Here is a 20,587-nt window from a genome sequence, read left to right on the forward strand (position 1 = left end):
AGGTGTCAGAGCGAGGCGCCGACGTGCTTGACCAGGTCGACGAGGCGGTTCGAGTAGCCCCACTCGTTGTCGTACCAGCCGACGACCTTGACCTGGTTGCCGATCACCTTGGTCAGGCCCGCGTCGAAGATGCAGGAGGCCGGGTCGGTGACGATGTCGGCGGAGACGATCTCGTCCTCGGTGTAGGTCAGGTAGCCCTTCAGCGAGCCCTCGGCGGCGGCCGCCTTGTAGGCGTCCTTGACCTCGTCGACGGTGACCTCGCGGCCGACGGTGACGGTCAGGTCGGTGGCCGAACCGGTCGGGACCGGGACCCGCAGCGCGTAGCCGTCCAGCTTGCCCTTCAGCTCCGGCAGCACCAGGCCGATCGCCTTCGCGGCGCCGGTCGACGTCGGGACGATGTTCAGCGCGGCGGCGCGGGCGCGGCGCAGGTCCTTGTGCGGCGCGTCCTGCAGGTTCTGGTCCTGGGTGTACGCGTGGATCGTGGTCATCAGACCCCGCTCGATCGTGAACGCGTCGTGCAGGACCTTGGCCAGCGGGGCGATGCAGTTGGTGGTGCAGGACGCGTTCGAGATCACGGTGTGCTTCTCGGCGTCGTACAGGTCGTGGTTCACGCCCATCACCACGGTCAGGTCCTCGTTCTTCGCCGGGGCGGAGATGATGACCTTCTTGGCGCCGTTGTCGGCGTGCGTCTTGGCCTTGGTGGCGTCGGTGAAGAAACCGGTCGACTCGATCACCACGTCGGCGCCGACGTCGGACCACTTCAGGTTGGCCGGGTCCCGCTCGGCGAACGCCTTGATGCTCTGGCCGGCGACGGTGATGTCGTCGTCGGTCGCGGAGACCTCACCGGGGAAGCGGCCCAGGATCGAGTCGTACTTCAGCAGGTGAGCGAGGGTCTGGTTGTCGGTCAAGTCGTTGACGGCGACGACCTCGATGTCGGCACCGGACGCCTGCACGGCGCGGAAGAAGTTACGGCCGATCCGGCCGAAGCCGTTGATACCTACGCGTACGGTCACGGGACTGCGTCTCCTCAGGTCTAGCTTTGAGCACTGCCGCTACACCCGAAACACTAGCCCAAGAGCCCACTCGGCCCACTGGTAGTGTCCACACCAGACCACCCCGCAAACCGTTGCCTTCCGAACCAGACCAGCTGCAACAGGGTTTCAACGGCAACAGCGGCCCTGGACGCGATCCAGAGCCGCTGCTCGACTCTCAGCGCCCGAAGGCCTTCTCCTCAGCGGCGTCGCCGGCATCGCCGATGCGCGCTGCGGCGGCCACCTTCTCCTTCAGGCCGGGCGCCGGTCGCACCGCGTTGTCCGGCCAGCCGGCCACTACCGGGGACTCGGCGAACAGGTTGCTCTGCTGCTTGTCCCCCGTGGCCGGCTCGTCCTCGTTCGCGTCGCCCATCGGTCTCCGATCGTTGTCGTGATGGAAACCCCCGCTCCGGCCATCCAACCAACGGGGCCCGAGCGGCGTGGCGCTTGATCGGTAACGATCCGGTCAGGCCGGGTCGAGCATCTCCGGGGTGAGGTTGGCCTCGGTGTTCGGGATGCCGAGGTCGGCCGCGCGCTTGTCGGCCATCGCGAGCAGGCGGCGGATCCGGCCGGCCACCGCGTCCTTGGTCAGCGCCGGCTCGTGCAGCTGCCCGAGCTCCTCCAGGCTGGCCTGCTTGTGCTCCAGCCGCAGCTTGCCGGCGACCTGCAGGTGGTCCGGCACGTCGTCGCCGAGAATCTCCAGCGCACGCTCGACCCGCGCGCCGGCGGCCACTGCCGCCCGCGCGGAGCGGCGCAGGTTCGCGTCGTCGAAGTTCGCCAGCCGGTTCGCGGTCGCGCGGACCTCGCGGCGCATCCGGCGCTCCTCCCAGGCCAGCACGGACTCGTGCGCACCCAGCCTGGTCAGCAGCGCGCCGATCGCGTCGCCGTCGCGGATCACCACGCGGTCGACGTTGCGCACCTCACGGGCCTTCGAACCGATCCCGAGCCGCCGGGCCGCGCCGACCAGCGCCAGCGCCGCCTCCGGCCCCGGGCACGTCACCTCGAGGGACGACGAGCGCCCCGGCTCGGTCAGCGAGCCGTGCGCCAGGAACGCGCCCCGCCAGGCCGCCACCGCGTCACAGGAAGCGCCCGAAACGACCGCCGGCGGCAGACCCCGGACCGGGCGGCCGCGGTTGTCGACCAGGCCGGTCTGCCGGGCCAGCGCGTCACCGTCCCGGACGACGCGCACGACGTACTTGGTCTGCTTCCGGATACCGGACGGGGAGATCACCACCACGTCCGACGGGTGCCCGAAGATCTCGGCGATGTCCTTGCGCAGCCGCCGGGCCGCGGCCCCGCTGTCCAGCTCCGCCTCGACGACGATCCGCCCCGACACCAGGTGCAACCCGCCCGCGAAGCGCAGCACGGACGACACCTCGGCCTTGCGGCAACAGGGTTTCGTGACCTGGATGCTGGTCAGTTCGGACTTCACCTGTGCAGTCATCGCCATGAAGGCATCCTCCCACCGTTGTCAAAGACCCTCGGGACCGAACCTCCAACTGAGACCATGCGAAGTGCGTTACGCGGCGGTGCAACCTGGCGGCCCACCGGTTGCGTTCCTTCGGCGACACCCGAGAGGAGGGGCATGAGAGCACGCAACGACGCCGAGTTCACCGAGTTCGCGGCGAATGTGATCCGCCCGCTACGGCGTACGGCGTACCTGATGTGCGGCGACTGGCACCGCGCCGAGGACGCGGCCCAGGACGCCCTGGTGAAGGTGTACCGCCGGTGGAACCGGATCGACCGGAGCGAGGGCCTGAAGAGCTACGCGCACCGCTGTGTGGTCACCGCGGTCCTCGACCAGTCCCGCAAGCCGTGGCGCCGGGAACGGTCGGACGAGGCCGATGAGTCGGCACTGGTGCTGCCGGACGTTTTCGGCAAGGTCGACAACCGGATGCTGGTCGTCGACGCGCTCGCCCAGCTGCCACCGAGCCAGCGAGCCTGCGTCGTACTGCGCTACTACGACGACCTCCCCGTCGAGCGGACCGCCGACATCCTCGGCATCAGCGCCGGCGGCGTGAAGAGCCAGACCTCGCGCGGCCTCAGCCGGCTGCGCGAACTCCTCCTGCTGACCGAAAGGAGCGCCTCGTGAGCAACGACATCGAACGTCTGCTGGCGGCCGCGGCCGACGACACCGACCGGCCACTGCACACCGACATCGACGCCATCCTCGCCCGCGGCCGCCGTTCGGTCCGCCGCGGCCGGATCGCCGTCGCGTCCACCGCCGTCCTCACCACTGCGGCGATCATCGGCGGCGTCGCCGCCTGGTCGAGCACCGTGAACGACTCCGCGGACCCGGCCGGGGACCCGAAGAACCAGACCATCACCGTCGACTCGAAGACCGGACAGGTCGTCGACAACGAGTCCGGCCGGCCGGCCATGGCGCCGCCGCCGGTCAGCCCGCTGTCGGACGCCGAGGTCCTGCAGCGTTGCAAGCTGTACGACAACGAGTACGTCCAGGCCAACCAGGAGCGCGGCTCGAACAACTTCGACAAGGCGGGACCGATCAACGCCCGCTGGAAGGTCCTCGTGAAGAGCGGCGACCAGAACCGTCTGCAGGCGCTGTTCCTGGCGCCCGACCAGTCGATCGTGTCCACCTGCACCATGGAGGGCCCACAGCGGCCGAAGACCAACGGGCGCTACAGCACGACGGAGAGCTTCGGGACGCTCGGCAAGGTTCCCAGCGGTTCGGACGGCGAGCCGCAGGCCGTCGCGGCGAAGGTCCGGATCCCGGCGAACGGCGTCGCCAGGGTCCTGGTGAACTTCGTCGACGAGCAGGCACCGCGGCAGGCGCTGGTCGGCCCCGACGGGTTCTTCACACTCGGCTACCCCGATTGGGAGCAGTTCCACCGGCCGTCGCCCGACGCTTCGGGCCAGGCACGCCGGCCCGAACCGACGCTCCAGCGGATCAGGGCGTACGACGCCGACGGCCGCCGGATCTACGACTGGAAGTACCAGCCGGTGGAGCTGCCATCGCAACCGGCCGTTCCGGCGGACCGGAAGATCGAGCTCGCGGCACCGATCACGCCGCAGGTCGTGCTCACCGAGGACCCGGCCACCGGCAAGCCGCTGCGGCCGGCGCCGCCGGTCAGTCCGGTCAGTGACGACTCGATCCGGACCCGGTGCAAGAAGCCGGACGGCGCCTACCTCAAGGAGGGCGTCCTGCCGGGTCAGGACTCGCGGACCCACGACGCCGGCAAGATCACCCCGGACTGGAAGGTCGCCCTGAAGACCGGAACCGGGATCGACTTCACCGCTCTGCTGGTCTCCCCCGGCGACAACGTCGTCGCGTGGTGCCACATGTACGACGAGGCCGATCACTACGACTACAGCCGCGGCGGGGTCCCCGCCACCGGGAAGTTCGGAGTCGGGCTGGAGTGGGGCCAGGTCCCCGACGGGGTCGCCCAGATCGTGGTCGACCTGCCGAGTGGCCCGGTCCGCGCACTGATCTCGAACGGGTTCTTCATCTGGGGCCTGACCGGCGGCAACTCCGACGTCAAGAACGTGCGGATCCGCGGCTTCGACGCCCAGGGCAGGCAGGTGTACGACGCCAAGCACGACGTCGACGCCAGCTAGATCGACGCAGCTAGACGAGCAGCTCCCGGTAGACCTTGGCCAGTTTGTCGGGAGCGTGGTGGAGGTGGCGGTCGTCGTCGGCGATGTCGGCGACGACCAGCTCCGCGCCGAGCGCTTCCGCCGTACGGCGCAGGGACGCCGGGTCGGGCACGTGGCCCTCGTCGGCGAGGACCACGTCGATCCGCAGGTCCGGGGCGTGCGCGGCCAGCACCTCGAGGTGGGTCTCCGGCGAGAAGCCGTCGGTCTCGCCCTTCTGCTCTCCCAGGTTCAGCGTCAGCACCCGGCGGGCGCTGGTCTGCTCCAGGCCGCGGCACAACGCCGGGACCAGCAGGTTCGGGATCACCGAGGTGAACCACGAGCCCGGGCCGACGACGACCCAGTCGGCTTCCGCGATCGCGACCAGCGCCTCCGGGCAGGCCGGCGGGTCGGCCGGGTCGAGCGCGACGTCGACGACGTGCCCCTCGGTCGTCGCCACCTCGGCCTGGCCGCGGATCTCGGTGATCGCCTCCGGATGGTCCGGATCCAGCCCGAGCACGCGCGCCGTGATGTCCAGCGGTACGGCGGACATCGGCAGCACCCGGCCTTGGGCGCCGAGCAACCGGGCGACCCAGTCGAGCCCGTCGACGGCCTCGCCGAGCAACTCCCACAGCGCGACGATCAGCAGGTTGCCGACCGCGTGGTCGTGCAACGCGCCGTCACTGCGGAACCGGTGCTGCAGCACGTCGGCCCATGTCCGGCCCCACTCGTCGTCGCGGCACAGCGCGGCCAGCGCCATCCGCAGGTCACCCGGCGGCAGCACACCGAGCTCGCTGCGCAGGCGACCGGACGAGCCGCCGTTGTCGGCGACCGTCACGACCGCGGTCAGCTGATCAGTGACATGACGAAGCGCGGACAGGGAGGCGGCCAGTCCATGCCCCCCGCCCAGTGCTACGACCCGGGGCGATCTCGTCACTCGCGTCCCAGATCCCGGTGTACGACCAAGGTCGGTGACCCTTTCTCCCGCAGCCGCTTGGCGATCTCCTCGGCCATCGCGACGCTGCGGTGCTTACCCCCGGTGCAGCCGATCGCGACGGTGACGAAGCGCTTGCCCTCGTTCAGGTAGCCGGTCCGCAGGGTGTCCAGCACGTCCACGTAGTTCTGCAGGAACTGCTGGGCCAGCGGATGGCCGAGGACGAAGTCTGACACAGGACGGTCCTGTCCGGTCATCGGGCGCAGGTCGGGCTGCCAGTACGGGTTCGGGATGAACCGCATGTCGGCCACCACGTCGGCGTCGACGGGGATGCCGTACTTGAACCCGAACGACACCACGGTGGCCCGCAGCTCGGCGTTCTCCTCGTCGCCGAAGGCGTTCACGATCTTCGCGGCGAGCTGGTGGATGTTCATGTTCGAGGTGTCGATGACCAGGTCGGCCCCGGCCCGGATGTCGCCGAGCAGCTCGCGCTCGCGCTGGATCCCGGTCAGCAGCCGGCCCTCGCCCTGCAGCGGGTGCGGCCGGCGAACGCTCTCCTGCCGCCGCACGATCACGTCGTCGGAGGCCTCCAGGAACAGCGTCAGCGGCCGGTAGCCCTTCAGCCGCAGGTCGTGCACCGCCTGCGGCAGCTCGTCGAAGAACATCCCGGTGCGGACGTCGACAACGACCGCGAGCCGGGGCGCGGCTCCGGTGCCGACCACCTGCTCGACGATGGTGGTGAGGAACATCGGCGGCAGGTTGTCCACCACGAACCAGCCGAGGTCCTCCAGCACATCCGCGACCGAGCTCCGTCCTGCGCCCGACATGCCGGACACGATGACGAGATTGCCTGCGTCGTCCATCAGTTCTCTGTTCTCCCTGGATCCCCGTCGGCCGTGTTCGCCGGCCGCTGTCCGGCCGGCGCCGGGATGTCGTCGTCCAGTATCTCGCCCGTGGCCATGTTCACCGCGGGCGCCCGGCCGGTTTCCGCCTTCGTTGCGGCAGCGTTCACCGCGAGTACGACGGACTCGGCCGTCCGGCGGCCGAATCCGGGCAGCGCGGCCACCTCGTCGATGGTGGCCTGGCGCAACTTCTTCAGCGAGCCGAAGTGCTTGAGCAGGGTCTTGCGGCGGACCTCGCCGAGGCCGGCGACCTCGTCCAGGACGCTCTCCACCATCGACTTGGAGCGCCGGCTGCGGTGATGGGTGATGGCGAACCGGTGGGCCTCGTCGCGCAGCCGCTGGAGCAGGTAGAGCCCCTCGGACGTCCGGGAGAAGATGACTGGGTCCTCCTCGTCCGGCAGCCAGACCTCTTCGAGCCGCTTGGCCAGGCCGCAGACCGGGATGTCGCCGAGGCCGAGCTCGTCCAGCGCCTGCCGCGCGGCCGCGACCTGCGGCGGGCCGCCGTCCACCACGACCAGCCCGGGCGCGTAGGAGAACTTGCGGGCCCGGCCGGTCTCCGGGTCGATCAGGTTGGCCGCCGGGTCCTCGTCGTCCTGCAGCGTGGCCCGCTCGTCCAGGAGCCGCTTGAACCGCCGGGTCAGCACCTCGGCGATCGAGGCGACGTCGTTCTGCCCGTCGACCCCCTTGATCACGAACCGCCGGTACTCGCTCTTGCGGGGCAGGCCATCCTCGAACACCACCATCGAGGCGACCACCTCGGTGCCTTGCAGGTTCGAGACGTCGTAGCACTCCAGCCGCAGCGGCGCCTCGGGCAGATCAAGGCCGGCCTGGATCTCCTCGAGCGCCTGGTTGCGGGTGGTCAGGTCGCTGGCCCGCTTGGTCTTGTGCATGGTGAGCGTCTGCAGCGCGTTCCGCTCGACGGTCTCCATCAGTGCCTTCTTGTCACCGCGCTGCGGGACCCGGATGAAGACCTTCGAGCCGCGCAGCTCGGACAGCCACTCGGTCAGCGCATCGGTGTCCTCCGGCTCGGTCGGGACCAGGATCTCCCGCGGGATCGCGTCGCCGGAGTCACCGGCGTACGTCTGCTGGATGAACCGCGAGACCAGGTCGCCGGTGGTCGCCGTGCCGTCCGCCTTGTCGGCGATCCAGCCGCGCTCACCGCGGATCCGGCCGCCGCGGACGTAGAAGATCTGGACGGCGACCTCGAGCGGGTCCTCGCTGAGCGCGATCACGTCGGTGTCGGTGCCGTCGCCGAGGACGACCGCGTTCTTGGCCAGCGCCTTCTCCAGGGCGGCCAGGTCGTCCCGGATCTTCGCGGCCCGCTCGTACTCGAGCTCGGCCGCGGCGGCCTTCATCTCCTTCTCCAGCCGGCGCACGTACGTCGCGGTCTGGCCGGAGAGAAAGGCGGCGAAGTCGTCGACGATCTTGCGGTGCTCGTCCTGGCTGACCTGGCCTGTGCACGGCGCCGCGCACTTGCCGATGTAGCCGAGCAGGCAGGGCCGGCCGATCTGGCGGTGCCGGTTGAAGACGCCCTTGCTGCACGAGCGCATCGGGAACACCCGCAGCAGCAGGTCCACGGTCTCCCGGATCGCCCAGGCGTGGCTGTACGGGCCGAAGTAGCGCACGCCCTTCTTCTTCTGGCCGCGGCCGACCATCACCCGCGGGTAGTCCTCGTTGAGGGTGATCGCGAGCCAGGGGTACGACTTGTCGTCGCGGTACTTCACGTTGAACCGCGGGTCGTACTCCTTGATCCAGGAGTACTCCAGCTGCAGCGACTCGACCTCGCTGGCGACCACCGTCCACTCGACCTTCGCGGCCGTCGTCACCATCGCCTGGGTGCGCGGGTGCAGGTTCACCAGGTCCTGGAAGTACGACGACAACCGGGCCCGCAGGTTCTTCGCCTTGCCGACGTAGATCACCCGCCCGGCGGCGTCGCTGAAGCGGTAGACGCCAGGCGAGTCGGGGATCGACCCGGGAGCGGGACGGTAGGAGGACGGATCAGCCACCCATCCACCCTAGTTCGCCGCACGGACAAAGACGGAATTCCGCCAAAGTTTCTACTGCGCCTTCAATGACACACTTGAAGGCATGACAGTTGACGAGATGGACCTCCTGATCAAGAGGTACGACGGCGTCCGGATCCTCGAGGCCCAGGACGACCTGTTCTACCTCTACGACCCCGACGGCGACCTGCCGCCCGAACGGCAGCAGCCGTTCGCGACGATCGTGACCGGTGACCACTACGAGACCGTGTCCCGGCTGGACGAGCCCGGAGCCTGGCGACTCAACATCGGCCTGACCAAGGCGACGTACACCTCGCTGTTCGGCGCCGTGCCGACCGAGCGGGACGCGGACTGGGTGCTGGACTCCGGTCACGACTACACCGCCCGCGACCAGTTGATGCCGCACCCGTTCTATGCCTCGCAGCACTGGGTCTGCATCGTCTCCCCCACCGACCCGGCTCCACTCCAGGACCTCCTCACCGAGGCCCACGAGTTCGCCGCGCGCAAGTACGCCAAGCACCGGGCCCGCCAAACCAACTGAACCTTGCGGTCGTGTTGCGGCTTGCCTCATAAGCCCGGTTTGACCCCCGGTTGGGATGGGCGGACTCCCTAGCGTGTCACCCAGGGTAGATGCGCAGGACCTTTGCGTGAGGCAACTGGGCCTTGCGCTGACTCGAGGGAGCCGCCCATGTCCCCCATCCGCAGACCGCGGGCCGTGCTGGGAGCACTTGCCGCATCCGCGCTCGCCGCCACCGGCATCGTCGCCACCGCGGCCGGTAGTGACGCCGCACCGGACACCGGTGTCAGCATCCGCGGCGCCGGTAGCGCGAACGCCATCCCGGACAGCTACATCGTCGTGCTGGCCGGCCAGCGCAGCCAGGCCGAGACCCGCGCCACCAACGCCGGCCTGGCCAGCAGCTACGACGTGAAGGTGCGCAAGCAGTACGACGCGTCGGTCAAGGGTTTCTCGGCGACGATGACCGCGGAGCAGGCCAAGAAGATGGCCGGCGACAAGCGGGTCGCGTTCGTCCAGCAGAACCAGAAGATCACCGTCAGCCAGGACAACCCGCCGTGGGGACTCGACCGCAGTGACCAGCGGGACCTGCCGCTGGACACGAAGTTCACGCCGTCCAGCGCCGCCGAGAACGTGAACGTCTACGTGATCGACACCGGCATCTACGCCGCGCACAAGGACTTCGGCGACCGCGCCGCGGTCGGCACCGACACCGTCGGCGACGGCCAGAACGGTGTCGACTGCATGGGCCACGGCAGCCACGTGGCCGGCACCATCGCCGGCACGACGTACGGCCTGGCCAAGGGCGCCAAGGTGTTCGGCGTCCGGGTGCTCGACTGCAGCGGCTCCGGCTCGACCGAGTCCGTCATCGGCGGGATCGACTGGGTGACCAAGAACGCGAAGAAGCCCGCGGTCGCCAACATGAGCCTCGGCGGTGGCGCCGACGACGCGCTGGACGCGGCGGTGAAGGCGTCGGTGGACGCCGGCATCACCTACGCCGTTGCCGCCGGCAACGAGAGCGCGGACGCCTGCGGCGGCTCGCCGGCCCGGGAGCCGTCCGCGATCACGGTCGGCGCGACCGACGACCAGGACCAGAAGGCGTCGTTCTCGAACTGGGGCAAGTGCGTCGACCTGTTCGCACCGGGTGTGGACGTCGAGTCCGTCGGCATCACCGACCCGGAGTCGACCGCCAAGATGAGCGGTACGTCGATGGCCACGCCGCACGTGGCCGGCGGCATCGCGCTTTACCTGGCCGACCACCCGGACGCCACGCCGGCCGATGTGACGACCGCGCTGGTCGGCGCGTCCACGCCGGACAAGGTGGGCGACCCGGGCGAAGGCTCGCCGAACAAGCTGCTGTTCGTCGGGAAGGCCGACCCGGCCGACCAGGGCTGACCTGCTGTAGGTGAAGAGCCCGGCCCCCCCGGGGCCGGGCTCTTCGCCCGTCTCAGGCCGACTGGACGATGTTGCTGCCCTGGACGGCGACGTTGACGGCCGGCAGCGGGCTCTGGGCCGGACCGCTGACCGGGCTGCCGTCGGTGATGCTGAAGTGGCTGTTGTGGAACGGGCAGACGATCTCTCCGCCCTCGACCGAGCCGATCGGGTTGCCCTGGTGGGTACAGACGGCCGAGAAGCCCTTGTACTGACCCGCGGACGGCTGCGTCACCACGACCTTCGCCTCGGTGAACACCTTCCCGCCGCCCACCGGCACGTCGGAGGCCGGGCCGAGCACCGTTCCGCCCGCCGTCGTCGCCGGAGCGCTCGAGGACGGGGCGGTCGACGACGGCGCGCTCGACGGTGCGCTCGTCGTCGGCGCCGAGCTGGTGCCGGTGGTGCCGGCCGAGCCCGCGTCGTCTCCCCCACCGCAGGCGGCCAGAATCGGAGCGCCTGCGCCGGCCAGAGCGACCATCGCGGCGCAGCGCAGCACGGACCTCCGGTCGCGCAGGTCGTCCGCGGCAGGCGCAGCCTCAGGGGTTGTCGGTGGGGCCATGGTGTCATCGCTCATGAATCTGGACCTCCAGGAGCTTCCGGTCAAAGTAGTTGAACGCTTTGCTTCTTAGCTTTCTACCCGGCCCCTCAAGTACGGGGCGGATACCGGGACAAACGACCGGATCACCCGAACGGTTCAGCGTTTGAGCACCTTTTCCGGATTCAACCGGGATTTGAGGCTTGCTGGGAACCGGCTGTGCGTCAGCCGGCAGTGCGGGTGACGGTCTCCACGACCCGCGCGGCCAGCTCCAGGACGGTACGGCGGGTGTCGGACTGCAACTGCTCGCTGTACAGCGGCCACGACTGGGCGATGTGCAGGTCGAACGGCAGCACGATCGGCTCCATACCGCGCTGGCGGAAGGCCTCCACGAGCCAGCTCACCGATGCCGGGTCGACGTTCTCGACCACGGTGATGACGATGATGCCGCGGTTGAGCAGCACGTCCTGGCCGTCCGGTGTGAGCTGGTCGAGCTGCGACAGGCAGTACTCGGCCACGTGCCGCACGGACGGCAGCACCACGACAGCACAGTGGCCGGAGCCGGCCATCTCGCTGCCCACCTCGTCGAAGATGCCGCCCGGGCAGTCGACCACGGCCAGCCCGACGTCCCGCGACCCTTGGCCTTGCGCTTCGGCGAGCGTCGTACGCACGGCCTCGGCGGTGCCCTCGCTGCGGACCAGAGTCACGCGCTCGATCGGGCCGGCGCCGACGGCCAGCTCCAGCCGCCGGGACAGCTCGGCGCCACCCGGGTCCGCGTCGACCGCGACGACCCGGTCGGAACGCTGTGCGGCCAGCATGGTGGACAGCAGTGCGGTGACGGTCGACGTACCGCCGTTGGTCACCGGGCTCAGGACGCCGACCCGGCGCATGATCGCGATCGGGCGGCGGATGGTCGCGATGTTGTCGACGTCGCGCTGCATCCGGCCCGAGGCGCCGACCAGGTACGCCGCTTCGGACGCGATCCGGCGGAACCGGCGGAAGACCGAGTCGCCTTCCGGCTCGGGCATCGGCGTGCCGATCTGGTCCGACTGAGGAGTCGGTGGCGGGGCAGCCCAGCCTCCGCCGTGCTGCTGTGGCGGCTGCTGGTCGTAGTAGTCCTCGTGCGGCACCTGCCCGGGGTGGTGCTGCCCCTGCGGCGGGTACTGCTCGTACGGCGCCGGCTGCTGGTACTGCGGCTGCGGTGGGTACTGCTCGTACGGCGGCGGCGCGTACTGCTGCTGGTCGTACGGCCCGGGCTGGTAGGGCGGCGGCTGCTGCTGGTACCCCTGCTGCGGATACTGCTCCGGCGGATACCCGTGCTCTGGCGGATACCCCTGCTGCGGTGGATAGCCCTGCTGCGGCGGGTACGGCGGCTGCGTTGCGTACTGCTCCGGCGGATAGGGCTGCTGCGGTGGGTATTGCTGAGGTGGGTACTGCTGGGGTGGGTACTGCTGAGGCGGCGCCTGCTGCTCGTACTGCTGCGGCGCTTGCTGCTGCTCGTACTGCTGCGGTGGGTACTGCTGCGGATATTGCTGGTGGTACTCCGGAGGAGGCGGCGGCGGTGGCTGCTGCCCGTACGCCGGCTGATACGGCCCCTGCTGATAAGGACCTTGCTGCGGAGGCACTCCCTGCTGCGGCGGACCCGGCTGTTGCTGCGGGTAGCCCTGCTGAGGTGCAGGAGGCATCGCAGGCCCGCCCTGCCCAGCGGGAGCTTGGGGCGGGGCGGGCGGGGTGTCCGGGCGGTCAGGGTCTTCGGCCGGTGACTGCTCCGCCATCCGGCGCAGCATGTCACCCTGCCAGTTCGATTCAGTCATTCCATCCGGTCGTCAGAACGCGTTCAGCAGGTCGGAGTAGACGCCGAAGACTCCCAGCGCCAGGGGGACCGTCACGATGATCGCCCCGACCTCAAGATAGTCGAGCAGCTGGGTGAGCCGCGCCCGGACATGCTCCGCCGGTGCGAAACTGAGACCGAACGCGCAGAACATCGCCACCAGCACCAGCAGCCCGAGCGCGATGAACGCGCCGCCCTGACCGTTCACCGCCGCGATCAGCACGCACCCCGACACGATCGTGAACGCGGCCGCGAACAGTACGGCGACCTCGCTCACCAACGGGTACAGCCGGGACCGCGACGCGAGCAGGAACGCCAGCACCAGCGCCAGCGCGACCGCCCACGCCCCGCCCTGACGCAGCAGCATGATCCCGGCCACCGCGGACGACACCGCGATCGGCACGACCGCCAAGGCCAGGCCGAGGTGTGCGGCGTTGAGCGCAGCCTGCACGTCGCCGCGCATGATCTCCTGACCCGCCGCACGCCGGTCGTCCAGACCCGACAGCCCGGACAACGCCAGCGCCAGCCGCGGCAGCAGACCGAGCAGCAGCACGGCCAGCAACGCCGCCAGTGCGCCGATGCGATCCGCATCGAGCCCAGTGCCCGCGCCGACCATCCAGATCGCCACGAACAGGATCGCCGTCGCGCCCGCGACCACACCGCCACCGGCCACTCCGGCAGCCGCATAGAACATCGGACCGAACGCCAGGCACAACGCGCCGACGGCGATCGACAGCCCGACGTTCCAGCCGGCGTCCAGCGCCCAGAACGCGGCCGTCAGCGCCAGTACGACGGTCGCCACCGTGACCAGCGGGATCGCGACGACCTTGTTGCCGGACCGGCCCAGGGCGATTCCGATGAAGGCGCAGATCGCCGCCAGGACCAGCAGAACCACGCCGGTCAGCACGTTCGGCGCCGCGACCAGCAGCGAGATCGCGCCCGCGACGACCGAGAACACCAGCCCGGCGCCGGCCAGGACCCGCCGGTGCGCGGGCTTGAACGTCGAGCCGCGGCGCTTGAGGTCCTCGACCGCTTCCTCGGTCACGTCGTACACGGTCGGGGGCGGTGGAAGCTCGCCTTCGGCGGCCAGCCGCAGCACCGAGCCGTCGATGATCTGGGCCGCTGCGAGCGTCCCCTCCGGCGGCACCAGCACCCCGGACGCGGTGGTCAGGAAGCGGCGCTGCGGAGTCTGCTGCAGCGGCTCGTCCAGCATCCGCAGCAGATCCGGGAGCAGCACGCCGAGCGGCTCGTCGGCAGGCAGTACGGCGTCCAGCCGCCGGCGCTGGCCAATCACCGTCACCCGGCTGTAGGTGCTCATGCCTGCATACTCCTGTTCTGGTCGTTCGTCACCGCTTACCCGCCAGCGCGTCGGCCGGGATGAGCTTCTTCATCAGCGTCGCGTAGGTCTCCCAGTCGCGCGGGTTGCGCCCGTCCCCGATCGGGTACCAGACCGCGGGCGCGTGCGCCGGCCCGATCGCCAGCGCCTTGCTGATCCCTTCGACGGTGAGCATCTCGCTCAGGCTCGACGCGCGGACCGCCTCGTTCCCGGCGGCCATCCCGATCGGGCAGGCCATCCCGACGAACCGCGGCGCGTAGGTGCCGTCGGCCTCGCCGTACGAGCCCATCACCATCGCCGAGACGAGCTCGAAGTCGTCGGCGATCTCGTCGATCCACTCGCCGACCTTGTGCATGCCCGGGAACTCCATCCCGGGCTGGGCGACCGCCAGCGTGACAGTCTCGTCCACGCCGGACTTGGTCCGGCGGGCCTCGAGGGTGCCGACCGACGGCCGGAACTCCGCGCCCGGCTGCCCGGCCAGGATCAGCCAGGTCGGCTCGGGGGCCCGGTCCCGGCAGTACTCGGTCAGCGCTTCCGGGCTCCACGGCTGGGTCACCGGCTCGGACGTCGACCAGCCGGCCGGGCCGTTGCCGGTGGCCGCGGTGAACAACCGCTCGGCGACCCGGCCCAGCACCAGGCTGTCGACCGGCTTGTGCCGGACCCGCACGGTGAACTGCAACTGGCCGAACGGATCCTCCTGGACGACGAAGTCCGGGTGCAGGTCGGAGCTCTGCTCACCGGGCTTGACCGCCGAGCGGGCGATGAACATGTCGCCGTTCCACTTCAGCCGGACGCCGTTCAGCCCGTCGAAGTACTCACCGTCCTCGCCGGTGACGACCCACTTCGAGAACGCGCCCTTGAACAGCGTCGACCGGACCGGCCAGGTCAGCCTGGAGGTCTTCGGCGTCACCAGCTGCACGTCCCGCTGGGCCATCTTCGCCGAGGTCAGCGCGTCGCTGAGCCAGGCCGACATGCCGATCACCGGGCGGTCCTGCATGACGACGGCGACGTTCTCCGTGATCAGGTCGACGCCCGGGCTGAAGATCAGGTCGTTCGGCATCTCAGTCGGTTCCCTCGCTCGCGTTCTGCGGTGTCTCGTGCCGGGCGGTGCGGACGCCGTCGGAGGTCCAGACCTTGCCGCCCAGCCGGTTGATCAGCGTTGTCGCGTACTGCTCCGCGACCTCGCGCGCACCGTCCCGCGCGGTGGCCCGGATCTCCACCCACCAGGCCGGCGTGTCCACCGTCCCGACGGTCGTGCCGAGCATCCGCTCCACCTCGCCCGGCACCTGGATCAGCAGCGGCAGCTCGATCGACACCAGCGGCAGGTTGTCCTCGCCGCACAGCTGGACGACGGCGCCGCCGCTGACCGCGCGGACTCCGAGCTCCTCCCCCGCGGCGGCCAGGCCGGCCAGGACGTCGGCACTCGACGGACGTCCGTCGACGAGTGCGACGAGGTCGTAGGTCATGTCGTTCCTCCGCTGCTGCTGTGGCTGGCGGCCTGGACCGGGTCGGCCAGGGCCGTCTGGACCAGTTGTGGCCCGTCGCCTCGTCGTACGAACAAACCGCGGCCGGGCGGGTAGTCGCCCGGGTACGCGCCGGTGAAGAGCTGGCCCTCGCTGCGCTCGCCGGACAGCACCAGGCCGGCCGCTCCGGACTCCATCACCGCGGACAGGAACGGCTCGTACAGCTGCCGCGACGCACCCGAGGCGCGCCGGGTCACGATGAAGTGCAGCCGGATGTCCCGGCCGGCCGCGACGTACGGCAGGAACGGGTCCATCGGCGACTGCCCGCCCGAGGTCAACAGGTCGTAGTCATCGGCCAGTACGACGATCCGCGGGCCACCCTGACCGGCCTCCGGAATCGCACCGGAGTCGTCCGGCATCCGCTTCGCCAGCTCCTGCGACACTCCGGCCGCCAGTCCGGCAGCGACCCGGCCGGTCGGCGCGTAGCCACCGACGTACGCCTCCGGCACGAACTCGCGCAGGCCGCGCCGCGGGTCCATCACCGCGAACACGAGCTGCTCGGACGCGTGCCGCTCGATCAGCTGCTGCACGATCAGCCGGACCATGTTGGTCTTGCCGGAGCCGCTGTCGCCGAACACGACCAGGTTGGTGTCGCGGCCGCCCAGGTCCAGGTACACCGGGGCCAGCGCGCGCTCGTCGACACCGATCGGCACCACGGCCGGCTCGCGGATCTCGTCGGCCACCTGGTCCCGCGGCAGCTGCAGCGGCAGGATCCGGACCTGCGGGGCGCGCGGGCCCTGCCAGGTGGACCGCACCGACACCGCCTGGGTCTCGAGGATCTCCGACAGGTTCTCGTCGTCGGCGACACCGTCCACCCGCGGCAGCGCGAACTGCGCGTACAGCTTGCTGCCCGGCACCAGCATCCGGCCGGCGCCGGCCTTGCGCAGCACCTCTTGCAGCCGCCGGTCGATGTTGGAGTCCGACGGGTCGTTCAGCCGGAGCTCGAGCATGGTGCCGAACATCGCCTGGTTCTGCATCCGGACGTCGTTCCAGCGCATCATCGACGCCACCACGTGCACGCCATAGCTGCTGCCCCGCTGCAGGATGTCGGTGATCGGCTCGTCCAGCTCGTCGAACGTGGTCCGGATCGCGCCGAAATTGTCGATCACCAGGACGACGTCGGCGGTCGGCAGTTCCTGGATCCGGCCTGCCGCGTGGTCCTTCCGCAGGCCCTCCATGGTGTCGATGGCGTGGTTGCGGAACACCCGCTCGCGGTGGTCGATCATCGCGCGGATCTCCTCGACCGTCCGCCGGATCCGCTCCCGGTCTGTGCGCAGCGCGACGCCGCCGACGTGCGGCAGCTCGGACAGCGCCTGCATCCCGCCGCCCGCGAGGTCGAGCGCGTAGATCGCGACCTCCTGCGGGGTGTGGGTGTGCGCCAGCGAGGTGACGAGCGTCCGCAGCGCGGTCGTCTTGCCGGACTGCGGACCGCCGACGATCGCGGCGTGCCCGCCGGCCCGGGTCAGGTCCAGCCGGAAGACTTCCTGGCGCTGGTTCGCCGGGTCGTCGACGACACCGACCGGCGGCTTCATCTGCGGCGCCCGGACCGCCAGCTGCAGGCCGCGGCCGTCGACGTAGTCCGCCCGGCCGCCCAGCGCGTCCAGCGTGCACGCGGACGGCAGCGGCGGCAGCCAGATCTTCAGCACCTGCTGCGCGGCCCGCCGTACCTGGTCGACGAACACGTTCAGCTCCGTCGGCCCCGTCGTACGCTCCGTCGCCTTCGCCTCGGCGGCCGGTTTGGCCGCCTCCAGCTCCGCCTCGGACAGCTGGTACGGCGTCAGCTCGTGCGGCCGCACGCCCGTGCCCTCGTCCTCGATGACCTCGTCGTTCGGCGGGACGTACGGACCGGACACGTACGCCGCCCGGAACCGCTGGTAGACGCTCGTGTCGACCTTGAGGAACCCGAAGCCCGGCAGCGGCGGCAGGTGGAAGGCGTCGGTGGTGTCCAGCACCGTCCGGCTCTCCTCCTCGGAGAACGTCCGCAGCCCCAGCCGGTACGACAGGTAGGTCTCCAGGCCGCGCAGCTTGCCCGACTCGACCCGCTGGCTGGACAGCAGCAGGTGGACACCGATCGACCGGCCGATCCGGCCGATCGACAGGAACAGGTCGATGAAGTCCGGCCGCTCGTTCAGCAGCTCGCCGAACTCGTCGATGATCACGAACAGGTGCGGCAGCGGCGGCATGTCGGGCTTCTGCCGGCGGTGCAGCCGGTAGTCGGTGATGTTGGCGATGTTGCCGGCGTCCTTCAGCACCTGCTGACGGCGCAGCACCTCGCCTTCGAGGCTCTTGTACGCCCGCTCGATCAGGCTGGCGTCGTCGCGCAGGTTGGTGATGATGCCGGCCACGTGCGGCACCCGCTCGAACGGCGCGAACGAGGCGCCGCCCTTGAAGTCGACCAGGACGAACGAGAGGTCCTCGGGACTGTGGGTGGCCATCAGTGCCATCACCATCGTCCGCAGCACCTCGGACTTGCCGGAACCGGTGGCGCCGACGCACAGGCCGTGCGGGCCCATACCGAGCTGCGCCGACTCCTTCAGGTCGACCAGTACGACGGCGCCGCTGTCGTCGACGCCGAGCGGCACCCGCAGGAACGCCCGGTCGGACCGCGGCTGCCACAGGTGGTTGAAGTCCAGCTTGGCCACGTCGGTGATCCCGATCAGGCCCATGAAGTCGACGTCGTCGTGCTGCCCGTCCTCGTCCAGCGACTCCGCCGACAGCCGCAGCGGCGCCAGCTCCCGGGCAATGCCCTCGGCGACCGGCGCCTCCATCCGGTCCACCTGACCGCTGGCGGCCATCGGGTACTGGCCGCGCAGGTCCTCGATCCGGACCTCGTCGCCGTACACGGTGATCCGCATCGTCACCGAGCTCGGCTCCTGCAGCCGGTCCGAGACCAGGTGCAGGACGGTGACCCCGAGCTCACCGGGAACGAGCGAGTCGTCGGCCTGCGGGCGAACCTCGGCGGCGACGTCGCCGTACGTGTCGTGCAGCACGAGCAGCCGTCGGGTCAGCCGGCGGCGGTCCTCGAACGCCACCGACCCGCGGCGCGACTCGGTCGCCCACTGCACCCGCTCGCTCAGGTCGTCGGACAGCAGCCGCGACAGCTTGAGCGGGGTCTCCGCGATCCGGCGGAACGGCGTCGGGCCGTCCTTGCGCTCCGCGTCCTGCACGTGCGGCAGCCAGTTCAGCCAGTGCCAGTCCGGCATCGCGGCCGGCGGGTACGCCGCCGCGATCATCACGTCCTCGGGCGCGTGGAACACCGCCGTCTGCACCAGCAGCGAGCGGGCGACCCGGACCACACCCTCGCGGTCCCCGACGATGCTGACGTTGCCGACGTGGTCCAGCGGGACGGTCAGCGGCATGTCCGGCATCTCGGTGAACCGCCGGACCAGCGCGTTCGCCTCGGCCATCATGAACTGGTCCGGCGGCTCCATCGCGGAACCGCCCTGACCGACCGTCGCCGGCACCACCGGCACCCGTCCGCTGCCGCACCGCGGCTGCAGGAAGTCACTGTCGGTACGGCGCCGCTCCCACAGCCGGGAGACGTCCGTCACACAGTCGAGCAGCGCGTCCGGCGGCGGGTTCAGCTCGAGCGCCTGGGCCCGGGCCTTGCGCTCCTCCTTGGCGAAGTCGTCGCGCATCCGCTCGAGGTAGTCCAGGTAGCGGGTGCGCTGGCTCTTGCGGTCCTTGCCGCCCCTGCCGCGGGACGCGAGCATCCCGCCGACCGAGCCGACCAGGGTCAGCCCCAGCATGCCGATACCGACCATGACCATCGGGCCGGAGCGGCCCATCGTCATCATCGCCACCGAGCCGATGCTGCCCACCATCGGCAGCAGCATCTGCAGCGCGCCGCCGCCACCCCCGCCGCCTCCGCCGTCTCCGAGGCTCGGCGCGACCTCGATCACGCGCTGCTGCTGCACCCCGGGGGCAGGTGTGCGCCGCGCCGGGCGGTGCACGATCCGGCTTGCCACTAAGGTTTTCCTCCGCTGGACCAGCCCGCGGTTGCGCGGGGGACTTCGTACTTCTTACCGACGGACGTGCGAGACACTGTAGTGGTGGGTGAGGTCATCGAATGACAGGCACGAACGATTCCACCGTGGTCGAAATGATTGCGGAGCTGGCGCCGATCTGGCTGCCGGGCTGCGTGGTGGACGCCACACAGCGCACGGTCGAGGTCGGCTGGGGACGCGGCGCGTTGCAGATGTCCGCGGTGGTGGGCGTCGGCGAGATCGTCGATCGTTGCCTTCAGCTACCACAGGAACGCTGGCCCGAGCAGATCGAGGCGTGGCTGCGCGCGGTCGTCGCCGAGGGTGAGCTCGCCACCCAGGAGCACCGGTTCGGCGACGTCGCGGAACGCCAGCGCGCGCTGCTCGTGCAGCGCGGCTGGTCGGCGCGCACGGCCGGCCCGGTGGCCGACGCCCTGCTGCCGTTCGGCGACCACTTCGAGGTGGTCGTGTTCGTCCGGACCGGCGAGGAGCTCCGGCGGCTGACCGTCGTACGGCGTTCCATGCTGGGGCTCGGGGATCCGGGCGTGCCCTCGCCGGTGCGGCTCACGCTCGACGAGATCGCCGACCTGGTGCCGCAGGAGCGGGACGGGATCTCGATCCTCAGCCGGGACAGCGACCCGCTGGTGTCGATGGCGATCGTCGACCGGGAGAACTTGTTGCCACAGGCATCCATAGGCGCGGGGGTGCTGATCGGCGTGCCCCGGTTGAGCACCGTCGCCTACTGCCCCGCCGACGCGGGTCAGGAGCGCGCCGACGCTCTGGCCCGCTGGGTCGCCGACAGCTACCGCGGGGCCCCGGACCAGTGCTCCCCCGACCTCTACTGGCTGCAGGGCGACCAAATGGTCCAGGTCCCGGTGACGCTCGCCACACCGCCCAGCGCCGTACTCCCCGCCGCCCTGAAGCCACAGCCGCGCCGGACGTGGCTACGCCACCTCTTCGGCCGCTAGCCCTA

At 70.4% G+C, this 20,587-nt stretch carries 17 protein-coding genes; 5 read left to right on the top strand and 12 right to left on the bottom strand.

The annotated features are described in order from the left end of the window. Nucleotides 1–5 precede the first annotated feature (5 nt). The 3 genes from gap to whiA form a co-directional block, all read right to left on the bottom strand. Nucleotides 6–1,013, bottom strand: coding sequence for a type I glyceraldehyde-3-phosphate dehydrogenase (gap, locus tag ACWCOV_RS14300; RefSeq protein ID WP_449829669.1), 1,008 nt, complete (start codon nucleotides 1,011–1,013; stop codon nucleotides 6–8). Between the two features lie 196 nt (nucleotides 1,014–1,209). Beyond that, nucleotides 1,210–1,404: a hypothetical protein gene (locus ACWCOV_RS14305; RefSeq protein WP_449829670.1), complete on the bottom strand. Its 195-nt coding sequence runs from the start codon at nucleotides 1,402–1,404 to the stop codon at nucleotides 1,210–1,212. Between the two features lie 93 nt (nucleotides 1,405–1,497). Continuing rightward, the gene (whiA, locus tag ACWCOV_RS14310; RefSeq protein WP_328520667.1) at nucleotides 1,498–2,481 is read right to left on the bottom strand and encodes a DNA-binding protein WhiA; all 984 of its coding nucleotides are present in this window, start codon (nucleotides 2,479–2,481) and stop codon (nucleotides 1,498–1,500) included. A 135-nt stretch (nucleotides 2,482–2,616) separates the two neighbouring features. Here whiA and ACWCOV_RS14315 point away from each other — a divergent pair, with 135 nt between their 5' ends. Next, complete coding sequence (locus ACWCOV_RS14315; RefSeq protein ID WP_449829671.1) at nucleotides 2,617–3,123, top strand: SigE family RNA polymerase sigma factor; 507 nt, start codon at nucleotides 2,617–2,619, stop codon at nucleotides 3,121–3,123. Beyond that, entirely contained in the window at nucleotides 3,120–4,607 is a 1,488-nt protein-coding gene (locus ACWCOV_RS14320; protein ID WP_449829672.1) for a hypothetical protein, read from the top strand. Before ACWCOV_RS14315 ends, ACWCOV_RS14320 begins: the two co-directional genes overlap by 4 nt. Before the next feature lie 10 nt (nucleotides 4,608–4,617). Here ACWCOV_RS14320 and ACWCOV_RS14325 read toward each other — a convergent pair whose 3' ends face one another. From ACWCOV_RS14325 to uvrC, 3 genes are read right to left on the bottom strand one after another with little or no spacing between them, the layout of a single operon-like run. Further along, a complete protein-coding gene (locus tag ACWCOV_RS14325) occupies nucleotides 4,618–5,559 on the bottom strand; it encodes a gluconeogenesis factor YvcK family protein (RefSeq protein ID WP_449829673.1) in 942 nt (313 codons plus the stop codon). Then, nucleotides 5,556–6,419 (bottom strand): RNase adapter RapZ, encoded by an 864-nt coding sequence (gene rapZ / locus ACWCOV_RS14330; RefSeq protein WP_449829674.1) that lies wholly within the window; start codon nucleotides 6,417–6,419, stop codon nucleotides 5,556–5,558. The genes ACWCOV_RS14325 and rapZ overlap by 4 nt, the downstream gene beginning before the upstream one ends. Next, entirely contained in the window at nucleotides 6,419–8,464 is a 2,046-nt protein-coding gene (gene uvrC, locus ACWCOV_RS14335; RefSeq protein WP_449829675.1) for an excinuclease ABC subunit UvrC, read from the bottom strand. The genes rapZ and uvrC overlap by 1 nt, the downstream gene beginning before the upstream one ends. Nucleotides 8,465–8,546: 82 nt before the next feature. Here uvrC and ACWCOV_RS14340 point away from each other — a divergent pair, with 82 nt between their 5' ends. Both ACWCOV_RS14340 and ACWCOV_RS14345 read left to right on the top strand, forming a co-directional pair. Continuing rightward, complete coding sequence (locus ACWCOV_RS14340) at nucleotides 8,547–9,002, top strand: DUF6194 family protein (RefSeq protein ID WP_449829676.1); 456 nt, start codon at nucleotides 8,547–8,549, stop codon at nucleotides 9,000–9,002. Nucleotides 9,003–9,149: 147 nt separating this feature from the next. Then, the gene (locus ACWCOV_RS14345) at nucleotides 9,150–10,370 is read left to right on the top strand and encodes a S8 family peptidase (RefSeq protein WP_449829677.1); all 1,221 of its coding nucleotides are present in this window, start codon (nucleotides 9,150–9,152) and stop codon (nucleotides 10,368–10,370) included. Between the two features lie 52 nt (nucleotides 10,371–10,422). Here the strand turns inward: ACWCOV_RS14345 and ACWCOV_RS14350 are convergent, their stop codons facing one another. From ACWCOV_RS14350 to eccCa, 6 genes are all read right to left on the bottom strand, one after another. After that, the gene (locus ACWCOV_RS14350) at nucleotides 10,423–10,980 is read right to left on the bottom strand and encodes a Rieske (2Fe-2S) protein (RefSeq protein WP_449829678.1); all 558 of its coding nucleotides are present in this window, start codon (nucleotides 10,978–10,980) and stop codon (nucleotides 10,423–10,425) included. A 185-nt stretch (nucleotides 10,981–11,165) separates the two neighbouring features. After that, nucleotides 11,166–12,755, bottom strand: coding sequence for a hypothetical protein (locus ACWCOV_RS14355; protein ID WP_449829679.1), 1,590 nt, complete (start codon nucleotides 12,753–12,755; stop codon nucleotides 11,166–11,168). A 12-nt stretch (nucleotides 12,756–12,767) separates the two neighbouring features. Continuing rightward, a complete protein-coding gene (gene eccD, locus ACWCOV_RS14360) occupies nucleotides 12,768–14,090 on the bottom strand; it encodes a type VII secretion integral membrane protein EccD (RefSeq protein WP_449829680.1) in 1,323 nt (440 codons plus the stop codon). A 28-nt stretch (nucleotides 14,091–14,118) separates the two neighbouring features. Then, on the bottom strand, nucleotides 14,119–15,168 hold the full coding sequence (locus ACWCOV_RS14365; RefSeq protein ID WP_449829681.1) for a DUF6177 family protein: 1,050 nt from the start codon (nucleotides 15,166–15,168) through the stop codon (nucleotides 14,119–14,121). Between the two features lies 1 nt (nucleotide 15,169). Then, nucleotides 15,170–15,574 (bottom strand): hypothetical protein, encoded by a 405-nt coding sequence (locus ACWCOV_RS14370; RefSeq protein ID WP_449829682.1) that lies wholly within the window; start codon nucleotides 15,572–15,574, stop codon nucleotides 15,170–15,172. Further along, nucleotides 15,571–19,599, bottom strand: coding sequence for a type VII secretion protein EccCa (gene eccCa / locus ACWCOV_RS14375; protein ID WP_449829683.1), 4,029 nt, complete (start codon nucleotides 19,597–19,599; stop codon nucleotides 15,571–15,573). Before eccCa ends, ACWCOV_RS14370 begins: the two co-directional genes overlap by 4 nt. Before the next feature lie 134 nt (nucleotides 19,600–19,733). Here eccCa and ACWCOV_RS14380 point away from each other — a divergent pair, with 134 nt between their 5' ends. Beyond that, complete coding sequence (locus tag ACWCOV_RS14380; protein WP_449829684.1) at nucleotides 19,734–20,582, top strand: hypothetical protein; 849 nt, start codon at nucleotides 19,734–19,736, stop codon at nucleotides 20,580–20,582. Nucleotides 20,583–20,587 lie beyond the last annotated feature (5 nt).

The sequence above is a fragment of the Kribbella sp. NPDC002412 genome, assembly GCF_053592935.1.